Here is a 21,373-nt window from a genome sequence, read left to right on the forward strand (position 1 = left end):
CGTCAGCCGAATCGGCGTCAGCAGGCGCGGCGTCAGCCGAAGCGGCGTCGGCAGGCGCGGTGACGATGGCGATCTCGTAGGGGCCGGCAAGAGCCGCCTCGGCGACGGCCGCCGAGTAACCGGCGAAGCGCGGGTGGCCGCCGATCAGCGGGGCGACCCGTTCGAGCGCGGCATCGGCGGCCTCGCGGTAGGCGGTCTCCCCGGAGAGCGCGGCGTAAGCGACGAGGGCCGCGCAGAGCGATGACGAACCGGACGGCGTCGCGTTGTCCGTCGGGTCGGCCGGGCGGGTGATCAGGCGTTCGGCGTCGTCGGCCGTGTCGTAGAAGCCGCCGTCGCCGGTGGGGAAATGGGTCAGGGCCACGTCGAGCAACGTCTTGGCCAAGGTCAGCCAGCGGCCGTCGGACGTCAGCTGGTGGACGGCCAGGAACGCCTCGGCCACGCAACCGTAGTCGTCGAGCACGCCGGCCGGGTCGCCGACTACGCCGGCCCGGGAGACTCGGCGCAGGCGGCCGTCGACCAGGTGACGGGTGGCCAGCACCTCGGCGATCTCGATCGCGGCCTCGCGGGACGAAGGCGAGCCGGTCAGGGTGCCGTGCTCGGCCAGGGCGGTCACGGCCAGGCCGTTCCAGGAGGCGACGACCTTGTCGTCACGGGCCGGCTGGGGGCGGGTCGCTCGCGCGGCGAGGAGCTTTGCGCGTACGGCCGACCAGCGAGTGACCAACGACGGCTCGGCGGCATCGATGTCTCTCGCCAGCACCAGCACGCTGCTGCCGTGCTCGAACGTGCCCTGCGCGGTCACCCGGAACAGGTCGGCCGCCCACGCGCCGTCCGATGGGCCCAGCGCGTCGGTGAGCTGGGCCGGCGTCCAGGCGTAGGTGAGCCCCTCGACCCCGTCGGCGTCCGCGTCGAGCGCCGACGCCAGGCCGCCGGCCGGCGTGCCCAGGTCACGCCGCAGGAACGCGGCGGTCTCGTCGGCGATGCGGCGGGCGAACGGGTCGCCGGTGAGACGCCACAGCTGGGTGTACGCGCGAAGCAGCAACGCGTTGTCGTAGAGCATCTTCTCGAAGTGCGGCACGGTCCAGTGCGCGTCGACGGAGTAGCGCGCGAAACCGCCCGCGAGCTGGTCGTAGATGCCGCCGCGGCCCATTCGCTCGGCGGCCTCGCGGACCACCTCGAGCACCTCGGCCGAACCGGTGCGCTGGTAGTGCCGCAGCAGGAACAGCAGGCCCATGTGCGGCGGGAACTTGGGGGCGCCGCCGAAGCCCCCGTACGTCCGGTCCTGCTCCTTGAGGAGCCCGGTGACCGCGGCCGCGAGCAGCTCCGCCGAGATCGGCGCCGTGGGACCGCCGACCAGCTGGGCCCCGCCGATCGCCTGCACCACCGCCGCGCCCTGCTTGACCACCTCGTCGCGCTGGTTGCGCCAGGCCTCGCCGACGGACGTGAGCAGGCGCGTGAACTGCGGTTTCGGGTAGTAGGTGCCGCAGAAGAACGGCTCGCCGGCGGGCGTGGCGAAGACCGTCATCGGCCAGCCGCCCTGCCCGGTCATGGCCTGCGTCGCGGTCATGTAGACGGCGTCGACGTCGGGCCGTTCCTCACGATCGACCTTGATCGCCACGAAGCCGTCATTGATCAGCGCCGCGACCGCCTCGTCCTCGAACGACTCGTGGGCCATCACGTGGCACCAGTGGCAGGCCGCATAGCCGACCGAGATCAGGACCGGGACGTCGCGGCGGCGGGCCTCCTCGAACGCCTCGTCGCACCAGGGCCACCAGTCGACCGGGTTGTGCTGGTGCTGGAGGAGATAGGGCGAGGTCGCGTCGGCGAGACGATTGGCCATGCCTCCACCCTCTCACGGCTGGCTCAGACATGTGCTATATAGGAACCGCCAGGTGTGCTAAATAGGCACCACCGAGCGTGCTAGATCGTCACTGACGGGAGTCTTGGCTGAACGCCTACGTGCCTCGCATCGCCGACACTGAGCTCGCCGAGATCCTGGCGGCTCATCCCGCTGTGCTCGTCGTCGGCCCGCGTGCCTGCGGAAAGACCACCACAACGCGGCGATTGTGCCGTTCTGTCCTGCGGCTGGATGTCCCCGCCCAAGCCGCCGTCGTTCGCGCCGACCCCGACGCCGCAGTCCGTGCTCTCGACGAGCCGATCCTCGTCGATGAGTGGCAGCTGGTCCCCGAAGTCCTCGGCGCGGTCAAGCGAGCTGTCGATGACGATCCGCGCCCCGGCCGGTTCATTCTGACCGGCTCTTCCCAGACCGACCTGACCACCGCGGGTTGGCCCGCCACCGGTCGGATCGTCCGGCTGACGATGCACCCGCTCGTCGGTCGGGAGCGGCATGGTGACCCGTCCGCGCCATCACTGATCGATCGAATCCTCGCCGACGGCCTCGACAGCTTCAGCGACCCCTCACCGGGGTCGGACGTGCACCGATACGTGGCAGAGGCGCTGACCAGCGGCTGGCCGGAAGCCCTCCGCGCTCCCACCGAGCGGGCGCGCGACCGCTGGCTGACCAGCTATGTCGACCATCTGGTCACCAGAGAGGCCGCTTCGCTCGGCATCTCCCGAGACCCCGTCTTGATGCGCAGATATCTGCAAGCTCTTGCCGCCAACACCGCCGGCGTGCCGAACCACAAACTGCTCTATGACGCCGCCGGAATCACCCGGCACAGCGCGGTCGGCTACGACGACCTCCTCGACACGCTGATGATTACGCAACGCGTGCCTGCCTGGGCCGGCAACCGAACGGATCGCGCCGTGCGGCTACCCAAGCGGTACCTCACCGACCCGGGCCTTCTCGGCCCGCTCCTGCGCATCGACCAGCGACGCGTTCTGCGCGATGGCGACCTCCTCGGGCGTGTTCTGGACACCCTCGTCGCCGCCCAGCTACGAGCCGAATGCGCCGCCAGCGTTGTCGGCGCCGATCTGTTCCACTATCGCGATGCGAATGGCCGGCGCGAAGTCGACCTGCTCATCGAAGCCAGAGACGGCCGAATGATCGCTGTCGAGGTCAAAGCCACCGCCGCGCCCTCGGCCGCCGACGCTCGGCACCTGGAATGGTTCGCCGAACGCATCGGGTCAGCCTTCGCAGCGGGCATCGTCCTGCACACCGGCCCTCGCGTCTTCCGGCTGGCCGACCAGATGATCGCCGTGCCGATCGCCAGCTTGTGGGCCCAACCCTAAACACCTTCAGGAGGCGTCGTCGGCGCGCAGGGCGCGGATGTTGTCCGGCGCGGCCTCGCTCAGCTGTGTCAGCGCCTGCACGATGCGGTCGGCCGGCATCGGCTTGCAGAAGTGGTAGCCCTGGGCGTTCGGGCAGCCCAGCTCGATCAGCGCGGCCCGCTGCTCGGTCGTCTCGACGCCCTCGGCCACCACCCGGACGCCCAGGCGGGCGCCCAGCTCGACGGCGCCGCGGACGACGGCCTCGGCCGCCGCGGAGTCGATCATGTCGTCCACGAAGGAACGGTCGATCTTGATCTCGTCGACCGGGGCCCGGGTGACGATCGAGAGCGACGAGTAGCCGGTGCCGAAGTCGTCGAGGGAGAGCTGCACCCCGCAGTCGCGCAGCTCGGCCAGCACGTCGTCGACGATGGCCTGGTCGCTGACGGCGACCGACTCGGTGATCTCGAGGACCAGGTTCGAGGCGGCCGCGCGATGGTGGCGCAGGGCGTCGGCCACCTGGCCGGGGAACGCCGGGTCGAGCAGGCTGCGGGCCGACACGTTGACCGAGACCGGCACCTCGACACCCACCGCGTTCCAGCTGGCGGCGGCGGCCAACGCAAGATCAAGAACGCGATGGGTGAACGGGGTGAGCAGCTCCGTGTGCTCGACGGTGCGGATGAAGTCGTTCGGCGAGAGCTGGCCGCGGCGCGGGTGCTGCCAGCGGACCAGGGCCTCGACGCCGGTCGGCGCGGCCGTGACGAGGTCGACGGCGGGCTGGAGGTGCAGCACGATCTGGTCCTCGGCGGCCAGCGCGTCCTGGAGCTCGGCCAGCAACGCCAGCTCGTCGATGGTCACCGCGTCCTGGCTAGTGTCGTAGGTCGCGACCGCCAGCTCCTGCCGCTTGGCCTGGTCGAGCGCGAGCGCCGCGCGGCGTACCAGCTCGGCCAGCTCGACCCGCCCGGCCCGGCCCACCACGACACCGACGGCGATCTCGACCGCCAGCCGGACCCCGGCCACCTCCATCGGCAGTCCGATGTGCTCGACCAGCTCGCGGGCCCGGCGCACCGCCGACGGCAGCGGCGGTGGCGTCTCGTGCAGCGGGGACGACGAGTCGGTGAGCGCGGTCAGGCCGGGGATGAGCAGCGCGAACTCGTCGTCGCCGACCCGGGCGACCAGGTCGGTCTCGCGGGCCAGGTCGGTGAGCCGTTCGGCGATCAGCCGCAGCACCTCGTCGCCGCCGCGGTGGCCGAGCGTGCCGTTGACCTCGCGGAAGCCCTTCACGTCGAGCAGCAGCAGGGCGACGTGGCTGTCGCGCGCGAGCCCGCGCATCAGGCGGTCGCCGTCGCTCAGCAGGCTGCCGCGGTTGTGCAGGCCGGTCAGCTGGTCGTGCACGCCGTCGTGGTCGACGCGCCGGCGCAGCTCGGCGAGCTGGTCGCGGGCCGCGGCATCATGCAGCGCCGCGGCGAGCGCGTCGCCGTAGGCGGATATCGCGGCCTCGTCGCGGGAGACGGGCAGGGTCGGCTCGGCCAGCCAGACGGTCAGTTCGCCGACCACCTCGCCGGCCACGGCCATCGAGCGGGTGATCGCGGGACCGGTCAGGCCGGCGAGCGAGATGTCCTGGCCGGGGCCGTCCTCGGCGTACCGGTGCTCGCCGCCGGGGACCCGCACCTCGATCTCCACCCGGCGGGCGCCGAAGACGTCGAGCGCGCCGCACAGGCCGGCCTCGGCCACATCGGCCTCGGTGCGGCCGGGCAGGGCGGCGGTGGCGGCGGCGAACGCCTCCCACATCCGGCGCTCCTCCTCGGCCCGCAGGTGGAAGCGGTAGGTGCGTTGCAGCAGCCACAGCGCCGGGACGAACGCGAACAGCCAGATCGGCCCGCGCACGAGCGCGAAGACGGCGCCGAGTCCGACCAGGACGTTCCCGACGACCATCGGAACCTTGGCGTACGGGATCCGCGCGAAGATCTGCGCGGTGGCGGCATCCCGATGCAGCGCCAGCGTCAGGGCCGCGAGCCCGAACGTGATGGCCAGGTAGGTGAGCGCTCCGGCAACAAGAGCGATTTGCGTCCGTACGCTGAGGACAGCCGCGTCCCCACCGATCAGCCGCGCCACGGTGGCCGCCCCCGCCGTGCCCAGCGCGAGCGACGCGGCCAGGTGCGCGATCTCGGCGACGTTGCGATGCTCGTCAAGCCAGGAGAGCAGCGCCCAGGCGCCGGCCGCCCCGGCCAGGGTCGCCAGCGGCAGCCAGCCGGGCGGCGCCACCACGTACCCGATGATGAAGGCGGCCTCGCCCCACGAGACCGAGACGACGCCGCGCCCGAGCCGGAAGCGAAGACGCGCGAGTTGACCGGCCGTCACCAGGAGCGCCGCGAGCGCCACCCCGCCCATTACCGAGAGTGGACGATCGTCGGGTCGCTCGACCGGCAGAAGGGCCCCGCCGACGGCCGTGAGAACGGCCACCGCGAGCACGCACGCGGTCAGCGCGCGGACGCCCCGGGAGCGTCCCGCGAGGCCCGCCGCGTCGATCCACGATCGACGGACGCCGGCCCCGAGGACCGGTGGGGCGGTCATGAGTTGTCCCTGTTCACGAGCGGCACTCGCGAATGCACGTGCATCTGCAGGGGAGAAAGGCGGGGGCGGGGAATGGTCATTTTCGGCGCCCCCTTCCGCGCAGGCTCAGGGGTCGTTGAGACCCCCGGCGGAAGGCTAAATCAATCCCGATGAACACAACAAGGGTTGACGCACGAGCCGTGTTTGGCTTTGGTCTGACCAATACGGAGCGTATTGGCCGTCATCGCGCCCTTACCGGCCGCGACGTGGTCAAACGTGGCCGTGATCGCCTTCCGCGCGAGCAGCATCACCCTGAGTAGTATTGCCCTTGACCTCGGTTTCCGTGACGACCGCACCGTCCGCCGATCGATTCTGGTCGACGTCGGAGTGAAGCGGTTCGACACCGGAACGCTCAAGGTCAGCATTGAGCCGGGCAATCTCAGCCTCACGCTGTGTCTGCTGTCCGTCCGTAAAACTGTCGGGAAGCCGACGCAAGCGCTTGTTCATATTGCGGATCAGCAAAACAGTCGCTATGGAGAGCAACACGATGACGAACAAACCCATAGGCCCGGCGAGTCCGCCGGACCGGGTGTCACCGAAGTTGTTGACCGCGACCGAGATGCTATCCACCCCTTAAGACTACGCCGAGAACTCATGATCGCCCCCGGTCAGGGTGGGGCCACCCCTCGATCTCACCGCGCCGCCCCGCTCGCTCCGCGGCTCACCGCGCCGCCCCGCTCGCTCCGCGGCTCACCGCGCCGCCCCGCTCGGTCCGCGGCCGCCCCAAACCCCCAGACGTGCCGCGAGCCCCATCCCCACGGAACGGCCCGCGATCGCCCCGCCGTGAGGGAGGTGGTCGATTTTTCGTCGCCGCGGGGTTTGCGGTGCCGGAAAATCGACCACCTCCCTCACGGCCTCAAGGGGGCGATCGCCCGCGGCGCCGGAGGCGACGCCATCAAGCTCAGGCGGGACGGCCCGAATCAACCAAAGCAACCACCTCAGCGAGCATCGACCGACTCGTGAATCCCGGCGAACAGGTCGGACTCGGGCACCGGGCTGTCGACCAGCGAGCGGGCCAGCTCGAAGTCCTCGGTCGGCCACACCTTCTGCTGGAGCTCCAGCGGGATGCGGAACCAGAAGCCGTCCGGGTCGACCTGGGTGGCGTGCGCGCGCAGGGCGTCGTCGCGGACGCTGAAGTACTCGCCGCACTCGACGCGGGTGGTGATTTTGTCGCCGCGGTCGTCGCGGTCGGACCACTTCTCCAGCCATTCCGTGTACGGCGACTCGAGCCCCGCCGCCAGCATGCCCTCGTGCAGGGCGAGCATGCGCGCCCTGGTCCAGCCGGAGTTGTAGTACAGCTTCAGCGGCTGCCACGGCTCGCCGAGCTCCGGGTACTTCTCCGGGTCGCCGGCCGCGTCGAAGGCCGCCACCGAGACCTTGTGGCACATGATGTGGTCGGGGTGCGGATAGCCGCCGTTCTCGTCGTACGTCGTCATGACGTGCGGCCGGAACTCGCGGATCAGCTTGATCAGCGGCTTGGCCGCCTCTTCCGGGTCCTGCAGGCCGAAGCAGCCGTCGGGCAGCGGCGGCAGCGGGTCGCCCTCGGGCAGCCCCGAGTCGACGAAGCCGAGCCACGCCTGGTCGACCCCGAGGATCTCGCGCGCCCGGGCCATCTCGGCCCGGCGGATGTTGGTGATGTCGGCCAGCACGTCGGGCCGGTCCATCTTCGGGTTGAGCACGCTGCCGCGTTCCCCGCCGGTACAGGTGGCGACCAGCACGCTGACGCCCTCGGCGACGTATTTCGCCATGGTCGCCGCGCCCTTGCTCGACTCGTCGTCGGGGTGGGCGTGCACCGCCATGAGGCGCAGCTGCTCGGTCACCGAAGGACTCCTCTGGTTGAAGAGTGGAAGGGGTCAAGTGCGAAGATGAACTCTGCCATTCTGGCCGATCCCACCGACAAGAACTGCACGAGAGGCCGTCAGGTGAGCGAGACGCACACCACAACTCCGGTGTTCCCGCCGGGTCGCTACGGGCGCCGGCGCGACGGACGCCGCCGGCCGGTGCTGCCGATCGTCATCCTGGCGGTGGTCATCGCCGCCTCCCTGGGGCTGACCTGGAAGCTCTATCAGCGGTACGGGCAGACCGACTACCAGCCGCAGATCGTCGGATGGCAGGAGACGGCGCCGACGACGCTGCGGGTCAAGTTCACGGTCCGGGTGCCGGCCGGGGCGAGCGCCGAGTGCGTGCTCCGGGCCCGCGACTACAACGGCAACGAGGTGGGCCGCCGCACGGTCACGGTGAAGGCCGAGCCGGGCGCCACGACGATCACCGCCGAGGAGCCCGTGACCACCACCGCGCGGGCCTCGGTGGGCGAGGTCCTGGATTGTCAACCCGCCGGTTGACCCCCTGTCGGGCCGCCCGGTAATGGTGCAAGATCGAGCAATCCAGGCGTCGTGCGTACCGCTGGTAAGCTTGGTGATTCGCTCCGTTCAGCATGCAACGGTGATGTTGAACGTTTCCCCGTTCACGCAAGGAGATCGACCGTGTCCAGTTCAGAGGCGCCCAAGACTTGGCTTTCTCAGGACGCTTACGACCGGCTGCAGGCCGACCTCGACGAGCTGATCGCCGCGCGGCCCGCCGTCGCCGCGGAGATCAACGCACGTCGCGAGGAGGGTGACCTGCGGGAGAACGGTGGATACCACGCCGCCCGCGAGGAGCAGAGCAAGCAGGAAGGCCGCATTCAGTACCTCAAGGAGTTCCTGCGCAACGCCGAGGTCGGCGAGGTGAAGACGGCCGACAAGGTGCAGCCCGGGTCGGTCGTGACGATCTACTTCGACGACGACAAGACCGATACCGAGACCTTCCTGCTCGGCTCGCGCGAGATCGCCTCCACCACCGACCTGACCGTGTACAGCCCGGAGTCGGCGCTCGGCAAGGCGATCATCGACGCCGGTCCCGGCCAGACCGTGACCTACACGGCGCCCAGCGGCGCCGACATCAAGGTCACCGTGGTCGAGTTCGGCCCGTTCGAGGGCTGATCTCCCCAAGGCCGGCGCCGCCTCACGGGGTGGCGTCGGCCAGCATGGCCACCCGGTAGCCCGACTCCCGCAGCACCTCGATCAGCGTCGCCGAGTGGTCCGGCCCCCGGGTCTCCACCGACAGGGCCACCTCGACCTCCCCGAAGCTCAGGCGCGGGCTCTCCCGGACGTGCGCGACGTCGACCACGTTCGCCCGCTGCTCGGCGATCCGGCCCAGCAGCCGCGCCAGCTCCCCCGGCCGGTCGTCGCAGCGCACCGCCAGCCGCAGGAAGCGGCCCGCCGACGCCAGCCCGTGCTCGATCACCCGCAGCAGCAGCATCGGGTCGATGTTGCCGCCGGAGAGGATCGCCACCACCGGACCGGCCGGCGGCATGCAGGCCCCGGTCATCAGCGCCGCCACGCCCGCCGCCCCGGCCGGCTCGACCACCATCTTGTGCCGCTCGAGCAGCATCAGCAGGGCCGCCGACAGATCGTCGTCGGTGACCGTCACGACCTCGTCGACCAGCTTGCTGACGTGCGCGAACGTCAGATCACCAGGGCGCAGCACGGCGATGCCGTCGGCGATGGTCAACCCGCGGTCGAGCTTCTGCGGCGATCCGGCGGCCAGCGAGGGCGGGTACGCCGCGGCGCCCGCCGCCTGCACGCCGACGATCCGCACATCCGGCCGCAGCGCCTTGACCGCGACCGACACGCCGGAGATGAGCCCGCCGCCGCCGACCGCGGTCACGATCGTGGTCGCCTCCGGCAGCTGCTCGAGGATCTCCAGGCCGACCGTGCCCTGCCCGGCGATCACGTCCGGGTGGTCGAACGGGTGGATCAGGATGGCGCCGGTCTCGTCGGCGAAGTGGCGCGCCGCCTCCAGCGCGTCGTCGACGGTCGTTCCCGCGTACTCGATCGCCGCTCCGTACCCCTTGGTCGCCGTGACCTTGGGCAGCGGCGCGCCCTCCGGCATGAAGACCGTGGCGCTCGCGCCCAGCAACTCGGCCGCGAGGGCGACACCCTGCGCATGGTTTCCGGCGCTGGCGGCGACCACACCGCGCTTGCGCTCGGCGTCGGAAAGACGGGCGATTCTCGTGTACGCGCCACGCACCTTGTACGACCCGGCCCGCTGCTGGTTCTCGCACTTCAGCCAGGCCGGCACCCCGAGGATGTCCGACAGCGGGCGCGAGTGGATCAGCTGGGTCGGCTCGACGACGCCGGCGATCAGCTCGCGCGCGGCCTCGATGTCGGCCAGCGACAGCAGTTCGAGAGGTGCGGTCATGGGGACGATGGTGCCACCACGTCATCCGAAGGCGTGACGCTGCCAGGGGTTGAGGACCTCGAGCTGGCCCGCGAGCGAGAGAAGCAGCAGCTCGGAGTCGGGCGGGCCGACGATCTGGACGGCCAGCGGCAGCCCGTCCGGCCGCACCCCGACCGGGACGACGATCGCCGGGAGGCCGGCCACGTTCCAGGGGGCGGCGTACGGCGCGTACCTCATGTTGACCATCATGTTGTGCCGCCAGGAGCCGGTCGAGTACTGCTCGGCCGGCGGGGGCGCGGCCGCCAGCGCGGGGGTGAGCAGCACGTCCACGTCCCGGTCGGCGAAGAACTTGATCGACTGCTCCCGCCAGGCGTCCCGATGCGCCTGCTTGACCAGGCCCGCCTTCCACGCCCACTTGCCCAGCGCGATGTGCCGGCGGGTGCGCGGCTGAAGCTTGGACACGTCGAGGTTCTGCGATTCGCGGTAGGCCGATGCGAACCAGGTGGCCAGCACGCGTACGCCCAGCGCCGTCGGATAGCGCGGATCGGCGGTGAGCGTGTCGTGTCCCGCCTGGGTGAACAGCTTCGAGGCGGTGGCCACCGCGTTCCGGTTGGGTTCGTCGGGGCGGATGCCCACCACCGGCGACTTGGTCGAGACGCCGATGCGCAGCTTGCCCGGCTCGATCAGCTTCACCGGGTCGCGGCCGGCCAGCACCGAGAAGCCCAGCACCGAGTCGGCGACCGTGGTGGTGAGCACGCCGTTCTCGACCAGGCCGAACCAGTCGTCGATGCCGAGCTCGGCCGGGATCACGCCGCGGCCCGGCTTGAGGCCGACCAGCCCGCAGCAGGCGGCCGGGATGCGGATCGAGCCGAGCCCGTCGTTGCCCTGGGCGATCGGCACCAGCCCGGCCGCCACCGCCGCCGCCGACCCGCCGGACGAGCCGCCCGGCGTGCGGTCGCGGTCCCACGGGTTGCGGGTCGGCGCGTCCTCGTCGTCGGTCACCGCCCACAGGCCCATCTCGGGCATCCGGGTGACGCCGACGACGATCGCGCCGGCGCCACGCAGCCGCCGTACCACCTCGTGGTCCTGCTCGGCGACCGGCTGGCGGGCCGCCGCCGAGCCGCCCCAGGTGGGCAGGCCGGCGACGGCGGTGTTCTCCTTGACCGCGACCGGCACGCCGGCCAGCGGAAGGTTCGCCAGATCCTCCTGGTCGTCGACCTTCTCGGCCTCGCTCAGCGCCTCGCCCGCCCGGATCACCCGGAACGCGTCGAGCGAGGGGTCGGAGATGGAGATCTGCTCGATCGTGTCGGCGACGACCTGCGTGGCGGACACGTCACCGCGCCGTACCGCCCGGGAGATCTGTTTCGCGGTGGCGCCCACCCAGCTCGAACCGTCCGACATGCCATGCTCCGTAAATATGTGTCAGCCGAGCGCCTGCTCGAGGTCGGCGAGCAGATCGTCAACGCTTTCGATGCCGACAGACAGTCGCACGAGATCGGCGGGTACTTCAAGCGGAGAGCCCGCAGCGGACAGGTGTGTCATCTGACCCGGGTGCTCGATCAGCGATTCGATTCCACCGAGCGACTCCGCCAGTACGAACAGTTTCGTCCGGTTGCAGATCGCGATCGCCGCCTCGGGACCGCCGGCCGCCCGGAACGACACCATCCCGCCGAAGCGCTGCATCTGCTTGGCCGCCGTCTCGTGCCCCGGGTGCGACTCCAGCCCCGGGTACAGCACGCTCTCCACGGCGGTGTGCTCACCGAGGTACCGGACCACGCGCTCCGCGTTGTCACAGTGCCGCTCCATGCGTACGCCCAATGTCTTGATCCCCCGCAGCGTGAGCCAGGCGTCGAACGGGCCGTTCACCGCGCCCATCGCGTTCTGGTGGAACGCCAGCGTCTCGCCCAGGTCGTCGGTGGCGGCCACCAGCGCGCCACCGACCACGTCGGAGTGTCCACCCAGGTACTTCGTGGTCGAGTGGATGACCACGTCGGCGCCGAGCGCGATCGGCTGCTGGAGATAGGGCGACGCGAAGGTGTTGTCGACGGCGAGCATCGCGTCGTACTCGTGGGCGAGCGCGCCCAGCGCGGCGATGTCCGCGATGTTGAGCAGCGGGTTCGTCGGCGTCTCGGCCCAGATCATCCGGGTGTGCCCGGGCCGGAACGCGGCGCGCACCTGGTCGATGTCGTCGAGCGGCACGGCGGTCCAGTCCAGTCCCCAGTTCTCGAGCACCTTCGAGAAAAGACGGAAGGTTCCCCCGTACGCGTCACCGGGGATCACCACGTGATCACCGGGCCGGCAGACGGCGCGCAGCAGCGTGTCCTCGGCCGCGAGCCCGCTCGCGAAGGCCAGCCCGCGACGGCCGCCCTCGATCGCGGCCAGGCACTCCTGGAGCGCGTCCCGGGTCGGGTTGCCGGAGCGGCTGTACTCGTACCCGAGGCGGGGCGCGCCGACGGCGTCCTGCGCGTACGTGCTCGTCTGGTAGATCGGAGGCACCACCGCGCCGGTCCGCGGATCCGGCTCCTGGCCGGCGTGGATGGCGAGGGTGTCGAAGCCGTAGCTGTTAGCCGTCATGCTGCGCAAGGCTAGTCTCGCATCGTGGCGGACTGCGTGTTCTGTGCGATCGTGGCGGGCTCGGTTCCCGCCTTCAAGGTCGTCGACGTCCCTTCCGGTGTGGGATTTCTCGATACCCGGCCGGTGTTCAAGGGCCATGTGCTGGTGGTGCCCCGTGCGCACGTGGTGACGCTGCCCGACCTGCCCACGCCGTCTTTGCCCGGATATTTCGGACTTGTTCAGCAGGTGGCCGCCGCTGTGCCGGCGGCTCTCGGCGCCCAGGGCACCTTTGTCGCGATAAATAACGTGGTATCGCAGTCGGTGGCGCACCTCCACACGCATGTGGTGCCTCGGACAAAGGGGGACGGCTTACGCGGCTTCTTCTGGCCGCGCACCAAGTACGCGAGCGACGAGGAAGCCACCGAGTACGCCGCCAAAATCGCCTCCGAACTCGGGTAAGGGTTACCTAACCTCCGGCGTTGCAGAGACCGGATGAAGGGAGTGACCGTGTTCCTGCGGCACAAGAAGCTCGAGCTGCCCACCCCCGACCAGGCCCTGCCCGGCCGATTCCTCGAGATGCCGGTCGCCGACCGGCACGTCGTGCTCGGCACCCCGCTGAAGGGCCCGTGGCCTGCGGGTCTCGAGGTCGCCGTCTTCGGCATGGGCTGTTTCTGGGGCGCGGAGCGCATCTTCTGGCGCCTGCCCGGCGTGTATTCCACGTCGGTCGGTTACGCCGGCGGGTTCACCAAGAACCCGACCTACGAGGAGGCCTGCTCCGGCTCCACCGGTCACGCCGAGGTCGTGCAGGTGGTGTACGACCCCAGCAAGATCGCCTTCGAGGACCTGTTGAAGGCGTTCTGGGAGAACCACGACCCGACCCAGGGCATGCGCCAGGGCAACGACGTCGGCACGCAGTACCGCTCGGCGATCTACACGACCACCGACGACCAGCTGCGGATCGCGAAGGAGTCCCTGGAGGCGTTCCAGCCGGTCGTGACCAAGGCCCGCCACGGCGCGATCACCACCGAGATCAAGCCCCTGACGACCTACTACTACGCCGAGGACTATCACCAGCAGTACCTGTCCGACGCGAAGAACCCGTACGGCTACTGCAACCACGGCCCCAACGGCATGACCTGCCCGGTCGGTGTCGCCCGGGTCGCCGAGTAAGCACCCCGGCAGAGGGAAGCGTCACGCTTCCCTCTGTTTTTCGACGAACGACTCCCATTTGCCGTCGCGGTAGCCGCTGGCAAGCCGGTAGTAGTCCTCATTTCCCGAGCTCGCCAGCTTCACCGTGGCCGCGATCAGCGTCGCCAGCAGCGCGAGGCCGAGCACCGCGTTGACGCTCGGATACCACTGCGGCAGCAGCTCGAACTCGAACCGGTCCTGCGCCGAGGCCTCGGCGTTCGGGGCGGAGGCCGCCGGGTCGCGGCCGGCGACGAGCCAGACCAGCAGGAACGGGCCGATCAGGCCGGTCGCCCACCAGGTTGTCACCCGGGCCCAGGGCCACGGCCGCCGCACGGCGAACGCGAGGACGGCGACGATCAGCAGGACCACCCCGACGATCACGGCGTCGGTCCGCAGGCCCTCGGCGATGTGCGCGCGGGCGTGGTCGAGGGTGGTGCCCGCCTTCGAGGGCAACCGGGCGTACTCCGCGAACGTCGCGTTGAATCGGCGCCCGGCGATCAGGCGCCCGGCCAGCATCGCCAGGGCCGCCACGGCCGACGCGGTGAGCAGTCGTGACGCGGTTCGGACGGCGCGCGGCATGTCGGTCACGGGCGCAGATTAGGGCCCCGAACCGACCCCTGTCCATGCGCGCGGATTTCACGCCTGTGGCTGAAAAAGATCGACATGTCCCGACATGATCCGCACACTGGAGATCGACGCTGCCACCCCCGGGAGGTGCACCCATGCCGTCCTTCAACAACGAGGAGGAGCGAGCCGCGTGGGCTCTCGCCGAGTCGCTCTCCGATCAGGCACGCACGATGATGCGCCAGGCCGAGGCCGCGCTCGAGACCTGGAAGCTCGGCAAGGAGATGAACCGCCTGCGCTGCGAGCGCCGGGGGATCAGCGCCTCGGACGCCGAGATCCGCTGGGCGGAATCGGCCAACTCGAAGAACGCGCTCACCGACAACAACTTCCACGTCGGGCTCGCCACGATGTATTTCGGCGCCGCCACCGCGAACTACTCGCGTGCGCTTTATCTGCGCAGCCGCGGCACCTATCGCTAATGCCTCTAGTCCTGCTGATCGGTGCCGTGCTCGACGACCGGGGAGGCCGCCGGCTTGGGCGAGCGGGGGCCGTCGGGCGTCGCGGCCGAGGCCGGGGTCGCGAGCGCGATGCCGAGCACCGCGCCCGCGCTGATCAGGCCGAGCCCGGCGAGCGAGACCCGTCGCGTCTCGGACTTCTCCATGAACTACCTCCAGCCGACATGGCGGGGAAACCGGCCTTCAACGGTGCCAGCCGGAGCTGAGACAGAGCTGTGCAGAACCTGCCAATCGATTGGTCTGTGTCGGGGGCCGTCCGTCGGGCAACATGAACGTATGGAGATCGCCGGCGAAACAGAGCGCAAATACGACGTTCCTCAGAGCTTCGTCATGCCCTCGCTGGTGGGCACGGCCGGCATCCGGGACGCGGCCGCGGCCGAGACGCACGATCTCGACGCCACATATTTCGACACCGACGAGCTGATCTTGATGCAAAACCGCCGGACATTGCGCCGGCGGACGGGCGGTGGCGACGCGGGCTGGCATCTCAAGACGCCGGGCAGCGGCGGCAGCCGCACCGAGCACCGGATGCCCCTCAACGGCGACCAGAACACCGTGCCGGCCGAGCTGCGGGGGCAGGTCCGGGCGATCATCCGGCGCAAGCCGCTCAAGCCGATCGCCCGGCTGCGCACCCGCCGGATCGAGACGCCGCTGCGGGACGCCGACGGCAACACGCTCGCCCTGGTCGCGCAGGACCAGGTGACGGCCGAGGCCGACGGCCGGAGGCAGAGCTGGCAGGAGATCGAGGTCGAGCTGGTCGACGGCGACGTGGCGCTGCTCGATGCGGTCGAGCGCCGCCTGCGCAAGGCGGGCGCCAAGCCGGCGGCCGGACCCTCCAAGGTCGCTCGCGCGCTGAACGGCAGACTCTCCGACGTGACGCCGACCAAGGTCAAGGGCAGGAGACCCAACCCCGTCTTCGCGTACGCCCAACAGCAGCGCGACGCTCTGACGGAATACGACCCCGGCGTCCGTCAGGGCGATCCGGAGTCCGTGCACAAGATGCGTGTCGCCACCCGGCGCCTGCGCGGCACCCTCAAGACGTTCAAGCGCTCGTTCCCCGGGTTCGCCGAGGTCGGCGACGAGCTGAAGTGGCTCGCCGACCTGCTCGGCCAGGTGCGCGACGGCCAGGTGCAGAAGGGCAAGCTGCTCGCCGACGTCGAGCAGGCCGGACCCGATTTCGCCGAGGCGGCCCAGCGCATCACCCAGTACCTCGACGGCCAGGTCGAGGAGGGCCGGGCCGCGCTGGGCGAGGCGCTGGAGAGCGAGCGGTACCTCGCACTGCTCGACAAGGTCGACCGGTTGGCGTCGCTCCCGGGCAACGGCGAGCCGGACCCGCGCCGCCGCGCCCGCAAGAGCCTGCACAAGGCCGACGCGCTCCTCGACCAGGCCCTCGCCGACGGGATGGATGCCGAGCTGCATGAGGCGCGCAAGGCGTACAAGAAGGCTCGCTATGCCGTTGAAGTTTTCGCGCCGGGCGCCGGAAAGCCGGGTAAAGGCCTGGTCAACGCCCTGACCGACCTCCAGGACGTGCTCGGCGCCCACCAGGACTCGGTCGTCGCCCGCGAGCTGCTGCACGAGCTCGGGCCGGACAGCTTCTGGTTCGGCGTGCTCTGGGGCCGGCAGGAGCAGATCGGCAAGGACACGTACCGCGAGCTGCCCGTTGTGGTGGAAGCTTCGCGGAGGAAGAAGCTTCGTCGCTGGATGGGCTGACGTTCATCTGAACGGGGTATGAAGAGCCCATGCAGGCGGAGGCGGAGTACCAGGACGAACAGACCACCACCCAGCCGTACGACGGGCCGATCACGGCGCTCGGAGGCTATCGCGTCGCGGACGACGACGATGACGACCCGGTGCTGCTCAACGCGGACGGCTCGCCGGTCGACACCTGGCGCGAGGATTACCCGTACGACGAGCGGCTGACCCGCCAGCAGTACGACCACGACAAGCGGCTGCTCCAGATCGAGCTGCTGAAGCTGCAGAACTGGTGCAAGACCACCGGCGAGCGGCTCGTGGTGCTCTTCGAGGGGCGCGACGCGGCCGGCAAGGGCGGCACGATCAAGCGCTTCATGGAGCACCTCAACCCGCGCGGCGCCTCGGTGGTCGCGCTGGAGAAGCCGAGCGAGCGCGAGAGCACGCAGTGGTACTACCAGCGCTACATCAGCCACCTGCCGTCCGCCGGCGAGATCGTGCTGTTCGACCGCTCCTGGTACAACCGGGCCGGCGTCGAGCGGGTCATGGGCTTCTGCACCCGCGCCGAGTACCTCGAGTTCATGCGCCAGACCCCGGAGCTCGAGCGCATGCTGGTGCGCTCCGGCGTTCACCTGGTCAAGTTCTGGTTCTCGGTGACGCAGGGCGAGCAGCGCACCCGCTTCGCGATCCGGCAGGTCGATCCCGTACGGCAATGGAAGCTCTCGCCCATGGATCTTGCGTCGCTCGACAAGTGGGGCGACTACACCGAGGCCAAGGAGGCGATGTTCTTCTACACCGACACCGCGGACGCGCCGTGGACGGTCGTGAAGAGCAACGACAAGAAGCGGGCCCGGCTCGAGGCGATGCGGCACGTGCTCAGTCGCTTCGACTACGACAACAAGGATGACGAGGTGGTCGGCCGCCCCGACCAGCTGATCGTGGGCCCGGCGTCGCTCGCGGTGGAGGGGACCGAAATGTCCCCGCGCGTATTCCCTCGCCTCTAGTGATGTTAAAAGCGTTGGCATCGCCTCCCCTGCTTGGTTAACGTGGCCGTACACGTGAAGGGAGGTGGTCCGAAGTTGTATACCAACGGGACTCGTGAGGTGGCTGTCCGCTAGCCGCTGTCCTCGACAGCTTCGTTCTGTTTGACGAATGACGTCGAGACCGTGTGGCAGCGGTCCGGCGAGTATCAGGCAGCCACCCGACCCCCGGGGATCCGGCCTTGTCCGACCGGACCACTTCGCTTCGTGTGTTGCGATGCGTCGTGGATGACCCCCGGGGGTCGACCCATTTCTGGAGTCCGTTCGATGCGCGAGCTGGCCGTCCTCGGCACCGCGAGCCAGGTGCCCACGAGACATCGCAACCACAACGGCTACCTGCTGCGCTGGGACGACGAGGTGATCCTCTTCGACCCGGGCGAGGGCACCCAGCGCCAGATGCTGATGGCCGGCCTCGCGGTCACCCCGATCAAGCGGATCTGCATCACCCACTTCCACGGCGACCACAGCCTCGGCCTGCCCGGCATCCTCCAGCGCATCTCGCTCGACAAGGTGCCGCATCCGGTGGCCGTGCACTATCCGGCCGAGGGCCAGGAGTTCTACGACCGGCTGCGGCACGCCACCAGCTACTGGGACAACGCCGACATCGTGGCCGCACCGGTGAGCGGCGCGAGCTTCACGACGGAGACCCCCGCGGGGCGACTCACGGCGCTGCCACTCTGGCATTCCCTGCCCACGTACGGCTACCGCCTCGACGAACCGCAGGCGCGCCGCATGATCCCGTCCCGGCTGGCCGCCCACGGCATCTCGGGCCCGGCCGTCGGCGAGCTCCAGCGCACCGGCCGCCTCGGGGAGGTCACGCTCGAGCAGGTGAGCAAGCTACGCCCCGGCCAGAGTTTCGCCTTCATCATGGACACCGGCCTGTGCGACAACGTCTACGCCTTGGCCGCCGACGTAGACATGCTGGTGATCGAGTCAACGTTCCTCACCGAGGACGCCGAGATGGCCCGCCTGGTCGGCCACCTGACGGCCGCCCAGGCCGCCGCCGTGGCCCGCGAGTCGAACGTCCGCACCTTGGTGCTGACCCACTTCTCCCAGCGTTACCAGGACCCCCAGCGCTACCTGGACGAGGCAAAGGCCGAATTCGGCGGCACCATCGTCCTGGCCGAAGACCTGGCCCGCATCCCCGTCCCATCCAGATCAAGTTAGGTCCTTGCGTTCCCATCCTGGTGGCACCTTCGGGAGCCCGATGAGCACGTCCAGGCCGAGCTGGTCACCACGTTCGGGGAGGTGGCGTCGAACGCCTCGGCCAGCGTGCGGAGTGTTAGTCGCGCGAGCAGATCGGCATAGAGCTTCTTCGTCTCGGCTTCCTCGCGCGGCACCGTCATCAAGCCCTTCGCTTTCGTATAGCGATAGGCGGGCCCGATGGTTCCTCTCACTCAACAGCGCGCTGACAGCTTCCGTCCGGAACTCCACCTCCGCCGCGCGGCGAGCCTCTTCCTCGGCATCGGCCAGGCCCTTCGAGACGGCGGTCTCCTGGGTCCTCGCTCGCTCCTCCGCGAGGCGGCGCTTCTCCTCCACCTGCCGACGGTGCGCCAACTCGCGCGCCGCCTTTGTCGCGGCTTGAGCCGCCAGCCGCTGTGCCTGAACTTCCTGTTTCAAGCGCGCCGCATCAGCCTTCCTGGCTGCCGCCTCGGCCTGCCTGGCCTCGCGTTCGGCCTCCGCTTGCTGACGCTTCTGCTCAGTTACGAGAGGGGAGATCGGCCGCCCGGCGCCAGTGGCGGGAAGGCGGCGTGCGCCGAAGCGAGGAAGTCCCGGTGGGCGTCCCCGTGAGCGGTGGCTGCCACGTAGAGGGCGTCGACCGCGGCGGCCAGCGGGTCGTCCATGGCCAGGGCCAGCAAGGCCGGGAAGGCGGCCGCCTGCTGCACGAAGTTGGCCGGGCCGCCGGGCACGGTGATGACCGTGTGTGGGACCTCGGGGTCGGAGAGCAGGCGCTGAAAGGCGGCCTGCGAGTCGGTGAAGCTCGCCGGCAGGTCGCCGCCGGCGTCGGCGGTGGCCAGGGCGTCGGCTATCCAGGCGACGCTTAGCAGGCCGGCCACCTCCAAGGCCCGGCGGGCGGCCCAGCGAGCCACCTCCCGCTGGCGGTCGGCGGGCATCTCGGCGACGCGGTCCAGCAGCGGACGGTCCATGCGGGCCAGCAGCGCGGCGCGGGCAGGCAGGAGGCGTACGCGGTCGGGCGGTGGCGGGCCGCCCCACGTGGCGGCCTCGCGCTCGGCGTTGTGGCGGCGGACGGCCTCGGCCCGGGCCGCCTTCTCGCGCAGGGCCGCGTCCCACGCCGGCGGGGTGCCGGTGGCAGTGGCGAGGCGGTCGAGCAGGTGGTCCCAGATCAGGCCGAGCGCGATCGCGTCGCGGGCCGGGACCTCCTCGTGGCGGACGGTCAGGCCGGCCGCGCCCGAACCGTCGGCGTCGATTCGCAGTCTCACCGCGGTCGGCTCGTCGTCGGGCAGCGGCTCGGGGCCGGCCCAGCGCCAGGTCAGGGTGCGGGTGCGCAGGCCCTCGGCGACCGTGCGGAGGCGGATCTCGAGGTCGCCGGCGGGCAGCGCGCGGTCGGGCGCCGGCTGGGTCAGGGCGGCGGCGGGGTCGGCGAGCAGGGCCTGGGCGGCCGGCAACGGCACGGGACGGCGCCGGACGACGGTCGCGCGGGAGCCGGAGCCGTGATCGGCCGCCCTCGAGCCGTTGACCAGGCCGAGCATCGCCCACTCCGCCGCCTTGCCGAGCTGGGGCGACCAATCGCCGCGCGAGCCGTCCGAGCGCAGCGTCAGCAGGCCGGGGTCCTCGGCGACCGGCCACACGTGCACCTCGTGCTGCTCGGGCGGGTCGTCCTCGGTCCGTACGGACTCGTGCACGCGGTTGCGCGCGTGCACCCGCACCCGGATCAGCCCGGGCCGGCCGACCGCGACGGCGGTGAGGCCGTCGGCGCTGCCGCCCATCAGGCCGTGGACGGAGAACGTGCCGGTCGGACACCAGAGGGTCGCCTCGCTGATCGCGTCCCAATCGTCCTCGGCCGCGGACACCGGCTGATCGGGAAGGGCCACCACGCGGATCTCGATGTGGCCGGTGTGGGTGCCGGCGAAGGCCGTCAGCTCCCCCGGCCCGCCGACGTGCACGAGGTCGTCCCCGACGGTGTAGATCTCCAGGCCGTTCCGCTCCGGCGAGGTGTGCACGAGGTACTGGCAGTAGTCCACGAACAGTCGCACGAAACCGTCCACTGAGCACCCCCGTCGGGAGGAGTGTCCACGATTTGATCTCGACTCGCGACCCGGTCGCTAAAGTCCGGTGATGACTGCTTTGTTGCGTACGGGAGAGGACTCTGATCTTCCCGCGGTGGGCGCGTTGCACTTCCGATCGCGCAGTGCCGCCTATGCGCACATCCTCGCCCCCGACACGCTCGCGTCGCTCTCGGCCGCCGCGCTCGCCGAGTGGTGGACCGAACGCTGGAAATGGGAGCGCGACACGCACCGGCTGACCGTCGCCGAGGACTTCGAACGCGTCGTCGGCTTCACCTACGTGGGACCGAGCGAGACCGAGGGCGCGTCCGAGCTGTACGCGATCCACGTCGACCCGGTGCTGGTCGGCACGGGTGTGGGCCGGCTGCTCATGGAGAACGCGTGGACGCAGCTGACCGAACTCGGCGGCGATCGAGCGGTCCTATGGGTGCTCGAGGAGAACGAACGGGCGCGGCGCTTCTACGACAAGGCCGGCTGGCAGGCGGACGGCGTGACCCGGGTCGAGGCGGTCGGCGGTCAACCGGTGCCGCAGTTGCGCTACACCCGGGACCTGCGCTGATTGTTGCCCGGGTGGCCCCCAGTT

General features: G+C 70.4%; 20 protein-coding genes. 10 read left to right on the forward strand and 10 right to left on the reverse strand.

Features of this window, described 5'->3' with window-relative positions; translation table 11 throughout:
• Positions 1 to 1,837, reverse strand: a 1,837-nt coding sequence (locus ACZ6TB_RS22235; protein WP_465556445.1) for a thioredoxin domain-containing protein, incomplete at its 3' end; no start/stop codon positions are given.
• Positions 1,838 to 1,956: 119 nt separating this feature from the next.
• On the opposite strand from ACZ6TB_RS22235, the gene ACZ6TB_RS22240 reads away from it, so the two are divergent.
• Entirely contained in the window at positions 1,957 to 3,189 is a 1,233-nt protein-coding gene (locus tag ACZ6TB_RS22240; protein ID WP_465556446.1) for an ATP-binding protein, read from the forward strand.
• 6 nt (positions 3,190 to 3,195) lie between these two features.
• Here the strand turns inward: ACZ6TB_RS22240 and ACZ6TB_RS22245 are convergent, their stop codons facing one another.
• The 3 genes from ACZ6TB_RS22245 to mca form a co-directional block, all read right to left on the reverse strand.
• Entirely contained in the window at positions 3,196 to 5,739 is a 2,544-nt protein-coding gene (locus ACZ6TB_RS22245) for a putative bifunctional diguanylate cyclase/phosphodiesterase (RefSeq protein WP_465556447.1), read from the reverse strand.
• Between the two features lie 249 nt (positions 5,740 to 5,988).
• Positions 5,989 to 6,282: a hypothetical protein gene (locus ACZ6TB_RS22250; protein WP_465556560.1), complete on the reverse strand. Its 294-nt coding sequence runs from the start codon at positions 6,280 to 6,282 to the stop codon at positions 5,989 to 5,991.
• Between the two features lie 434 nt (positions 6,283 to 6,716).
• Positions 6,717 to 7,598: a mycothiol conjugate amidase Mca gene (mca, locus tag ACZ6TB_RS22255; protein WP_465556448.1), complete on the reverse strand. Its 882-nt coding sequence runs from the start codon at positions 7,596 to 7,598 to the stop codon at positions 6,717 to 6,719.
• Positions 7,599 to 7,643: 45 nt separating this feature from the next.
• Between mca and ACZ6TB_RS22260 the strand changes: the two genes are divergently transcribed.
• Together ACZ6TB_RS22260 and greA are read left to right on the forward strand one after the other, a co-directional pair.
• Positions 7,644 to 8,120 carry a DUF4307 domain-containing protein gene (locus ACZ6TB_RS22260; RefSeq protein ID WP_465556449.1) on the forward strand — a complete coding sequence of 159 codons (477 nt, stop codon included), beginning with the start codon at positions 7,644 to 7,646 and terminating at the stop codon, positions 8,118 to 8,120.
• A 141-nt stretch (positions 8,121 to 8,261) separates the two neighbouring features.
• Positions 8,262 to 8,756: a transcription elongation factor GreA gene (greA, locus tag ACZ6TB_RS22265; RefSeq protein WP_465556450.1), complete on the forward strand. Its 495-nt coding sequence runs from the start codon at positions 8,262 to 8,264 to the stop codon at positions 8,754 to 8,756.
• A 22-nt stretch (positions 8,757 to 8,778) separates the two neighbouring features.
• Here the strand turns inward: greA and ilvA are convergent, their stop codons facing one another.
• The 3 genes from ilvA to ACZ6TB_RS22280 are packed head-to-tail and all read right to left on the reverse strand — an operon-like array spanning position 8,779 to position 12,570.
• Complete coding sequence (gene ilvA, locus ACZ6TB_RS22270) at positions 8,779 to 10,017, reverse strand: threonine ammonia-lyase (protein ID WP_465556451.1); 1,239 nt, start codon at positions 10,015 to 10,017, stop codon at positions 8,779 to 8,781.
• Positions 10,018 to 10,038: 21 nt separating this feature from the next.
• Complete coding sequence (locus tag ACZ6TB_RS22275) at positions 10,039 to 11,397, reverse strand: amidase (protein WP_465556452.1); 1,359 nt, start codon at positions 11,395 to 11,397, stop codon at positions 10,039 to 10,041.
• 21 nt (positions 11,398 to 11,418) lie between these two features.
• Positions 11,419 to 12,570, reverse strand: coding sequence for a cystathionine gamma-synthase (locus ACZ6TB_RS22280; RefSeq protein WP_465556453.1), 1,152 nt, complete (start codon positions 12,568 to 12,570; stop codon positions 11,419 to 11,421).
• Between the two features lie 24 nt (positions 12,571 to 12,594).
• Between ACZ6TB_RS22280 and ACZ6TB_RS22285 the strand changes: the two genes are divergently transcribed.
• Positions 12,595 to 13,008 (forward strand): HIT family protein, encoded by a 414-nt coding sequence (locus ACZ6TB_RS22285; RefSeq protein WP_465556454.1) that lies wholly within the window; start codon positions 12,595 to 12,597, stop codon positions 13,006 to 13,008.
• A 48-nt stretch (positions 13,009 to 13,056) separates the two neighbouring features.
• Positions 13,057 to 13,719, forward strand: a complete 663-nt coding sequence (gene msrA / locus ACZ6TB_RS22290) for a peptide-methionine (S)-S-oxide reductase MsrA (RefSeq protein ID WP_465556562.1) — start codon at positions 13,057 to 13,059, stop codon at positions 13,717 to 13,719.
• A gap of 21 nt (positions 13,720 to 13,740) precedes the next feature.
• Here the strand turns inward: msrA and ACZ6TB_RS22295 are convergent, their stop codons facing one another.
• A complete protein-coding gene (locus ACZ6TB_RS22295) occupies positions 13,741 to 14,325 on the reverse strand; it encodes a hypothetical protein (protein WP_465556455.1) in 585 nt (194 codons plus the stop codon).
• Between the two features lie 134 nt (positions 14,326 to 14,459).
• Between ACZ6TB_RS22295 and ACZ6TB_RS22300 the strand changes: the two genes are divergently transcribed.
• Positions 14,460 to 14,780, forward strand: coding sequence for a hypothetical protein (locus ACZ6TB_RS22300; protein ID WP_465556456.1), 321 nt, complete (start codon positions 14,460 to 14,462; stop codon positions 14,778 to 14,780).
• Between the two features lie 5 nt (positions 14,781 to 14,785).
• Here ACZ6TB_RS22300 and ACZ6TB_RS22305 read toward each other — a convergent pair whose 3' ends face one another.
• Positions 14,786 to 14,962: a hypothetical protein gene (locus tag ACZ6TB_RS22305; protein WP_465556457.1), complete on the reverse strand. Its 177-nt coding sequence runs from the start codon at positions 14,960 to 14,962 to the stop codon at positions 14,786 to 14,788.
• A gap of 130 nt (positions 14,963 to 15,092) precedes the next feature.
• Between ACZ6TB_RS22305 and ACZ6TB_RS22310 the strand changes: the two genes are divergently transcribed.
• From ACZ6TB_RS22310 to ACZ6TB_RS22320, 3 genes are all read left to right on the forward strand, one after another.
• Entirely contained in the window at positions 15,093 to 16,526 is a 1,434-nt protein-coding gene (locus ACZ6TB_RS22310; RefSeq protein WP_465556458.1) for a CYTH and CHAD domain-containing protein, read from the forward strand.
• Positions 16,527 to 16,555: 29 nt separating this feature from the next.
• Complete coding sequence (ppk2, locus tag ACZ6TB_RS22315; RefSeq protein ID WP_465556459.1) at positions 16,556 to 17,509, forward strand: polyphosphate kinase 2; 954 nt, start codon at positions 16,556 to 16,558, stop codon at positions 17,507 to 17,509.
• A 303-nt stretch (positions 17,510 to 17,812) separates the two neighbouring features.
• Positions 17,813 to 18,712 carry a ribonuclease Z gene (locus tag ACZ6TB_RS22320; RefSeq protein ID WP_465556460.1) on the forward strand — a complete coding sequence of 300 codons (900 nt, stop codon included), beginning with the start codon at positions 17,813 to 17,815 and terminating at the stop codon, positions 18,710 to 18,712.
• Between the two features lie 536 nt (positions 18,713 to 19,248).
• Here the strand turns inward: ACZ6TB_RS22320 and ACZ6TB_RS22325 are convergent.
• Complete coding sequence (locus ACZ6TB_RS22325) at positions 19,249 to 20,760, reverse strand: hypothetical protein (RefSeq protein ID WP_465556461.1); 1,512 nt, start codon at positions 20,758 to 20,760, stop codon at positions 19,249 to 19,251.
• An 82-nt stretch (positions 20,761 to 20,842) separates the two neighbouring features.
• On the opposite strand from ACZ6TB_RS22325, the gene ACZ6TB_RS22330 reads away from it, so the two are divergent.
• Entirely contained in the window at positions 20,843 to 21,349 is a 507-nt protein-coding gene (locus tag ACZ6TB_RS22330; protein ID WP_465556463.1) for a GNAT family N-acetyltransferase, read from the forward strand.
• The last annotated feature ends 24 nt before the right edge of the window (positions 21,350 to 21,373 follow it).

Source organism: Actinoplanes sp. NPDC051537 (assembly GCF_055586105.1).

What these genes read in the sequence shown, in the direction of transcription:
- ACZ6TB_RS22245 (WP_465556447.1), bottom strand. Translation starts at nt 5,739, where the DNA reads ATGACCGCCCCACCGGTCCTCGGGGCCGGCGTCCGTCGATCGTGGATC.
- ACZ6TB_RS22250 (WP_465556560.1), bottom strand. Translation starts at nt 6,282, where the DNA reads ATGGGTTTGTTCGTCATCGTGTTGCTCTCCATAGCGACTGTTTTGCTG.
- ACZ6TB_RS22260 (WP_465556449.1), top strand. Translation starts at nt 7,644, where the DNA reads ATGAACTCTGCCATTCTGGCCGATCCCACCGACAAGAACTGCACGAGA.
- ilvA (WP_465556451.1), bottom strand. Translation starts at nt 10,017, where the DNA reads ATGACCGCACCTCTCGAACTGCTGTCGCTGGCCGACATCGAGGCCGCG.
- ACZ6TB_RS22275 (WP_465556452.1), bottom strand. Translation starts at nt 11,397, where the DNA reads ATGTCGGACGGTTCGAGCTGGGTGGGCGCCACCGCGAAACAGATCTCC.
- ACZ6TB_RS22280 (WP_465556453.1), bottom strand. Translation starts at nt 12,570, where the DNA reads ATGACGGCTAACAGCTACGGCTTCGACACCCTCGCCATCCACGCCGGC.
- ACZ6TB_RS22300 (WP_465556456.1), top strand. Translation starts at nt 14,460, where the DNA reads ATGCCGTCCTTCAACAACGAGGAGGAGCGAGCCGCGTGGGCTCTCGCC.
- ACZ6TB_RS22305 (WP_465556457.1), bottom strand. Translation starts at nt 14,962, where the DNA reads ATGGAGAAGTCCGAGACGCGACGGGTCTCGCTCGCCGGGCTCGGCCTG.
- ACZ6TB_RS22310 (WP_465556458.1), top strand. Translation starts at nt 15,093, where the DNA reads ATGGAGATCGCCGGCGAAACAGAGCGCAAATACGACGTTCCTCAGAGC.
- ppk2 (WP_465556459.1), top strand. Translation starts at nt 16,556, where the DNA reads ATGCAGGCGGAGGCGGAGTACCAGGACGAACAGACCACCACCCAGCCG.
- ACZ6TB_RS22320 (WP_465556460.1), top strand. Translation starts at nt 17,813, where the DNA reads ATGCGCGAGCTGGCCGTCCTCGGCACCGCGAGCCAGGTGCCCACGAGA.
- ACZ6TB_RS22330 (WP_465556463.1), top strand. Translation starts at nt 20,843, where the DNA reads ATGACTGCTTTGTTGCGTACGGGAGAGGACTCTGATCTTCCCGCGGTG.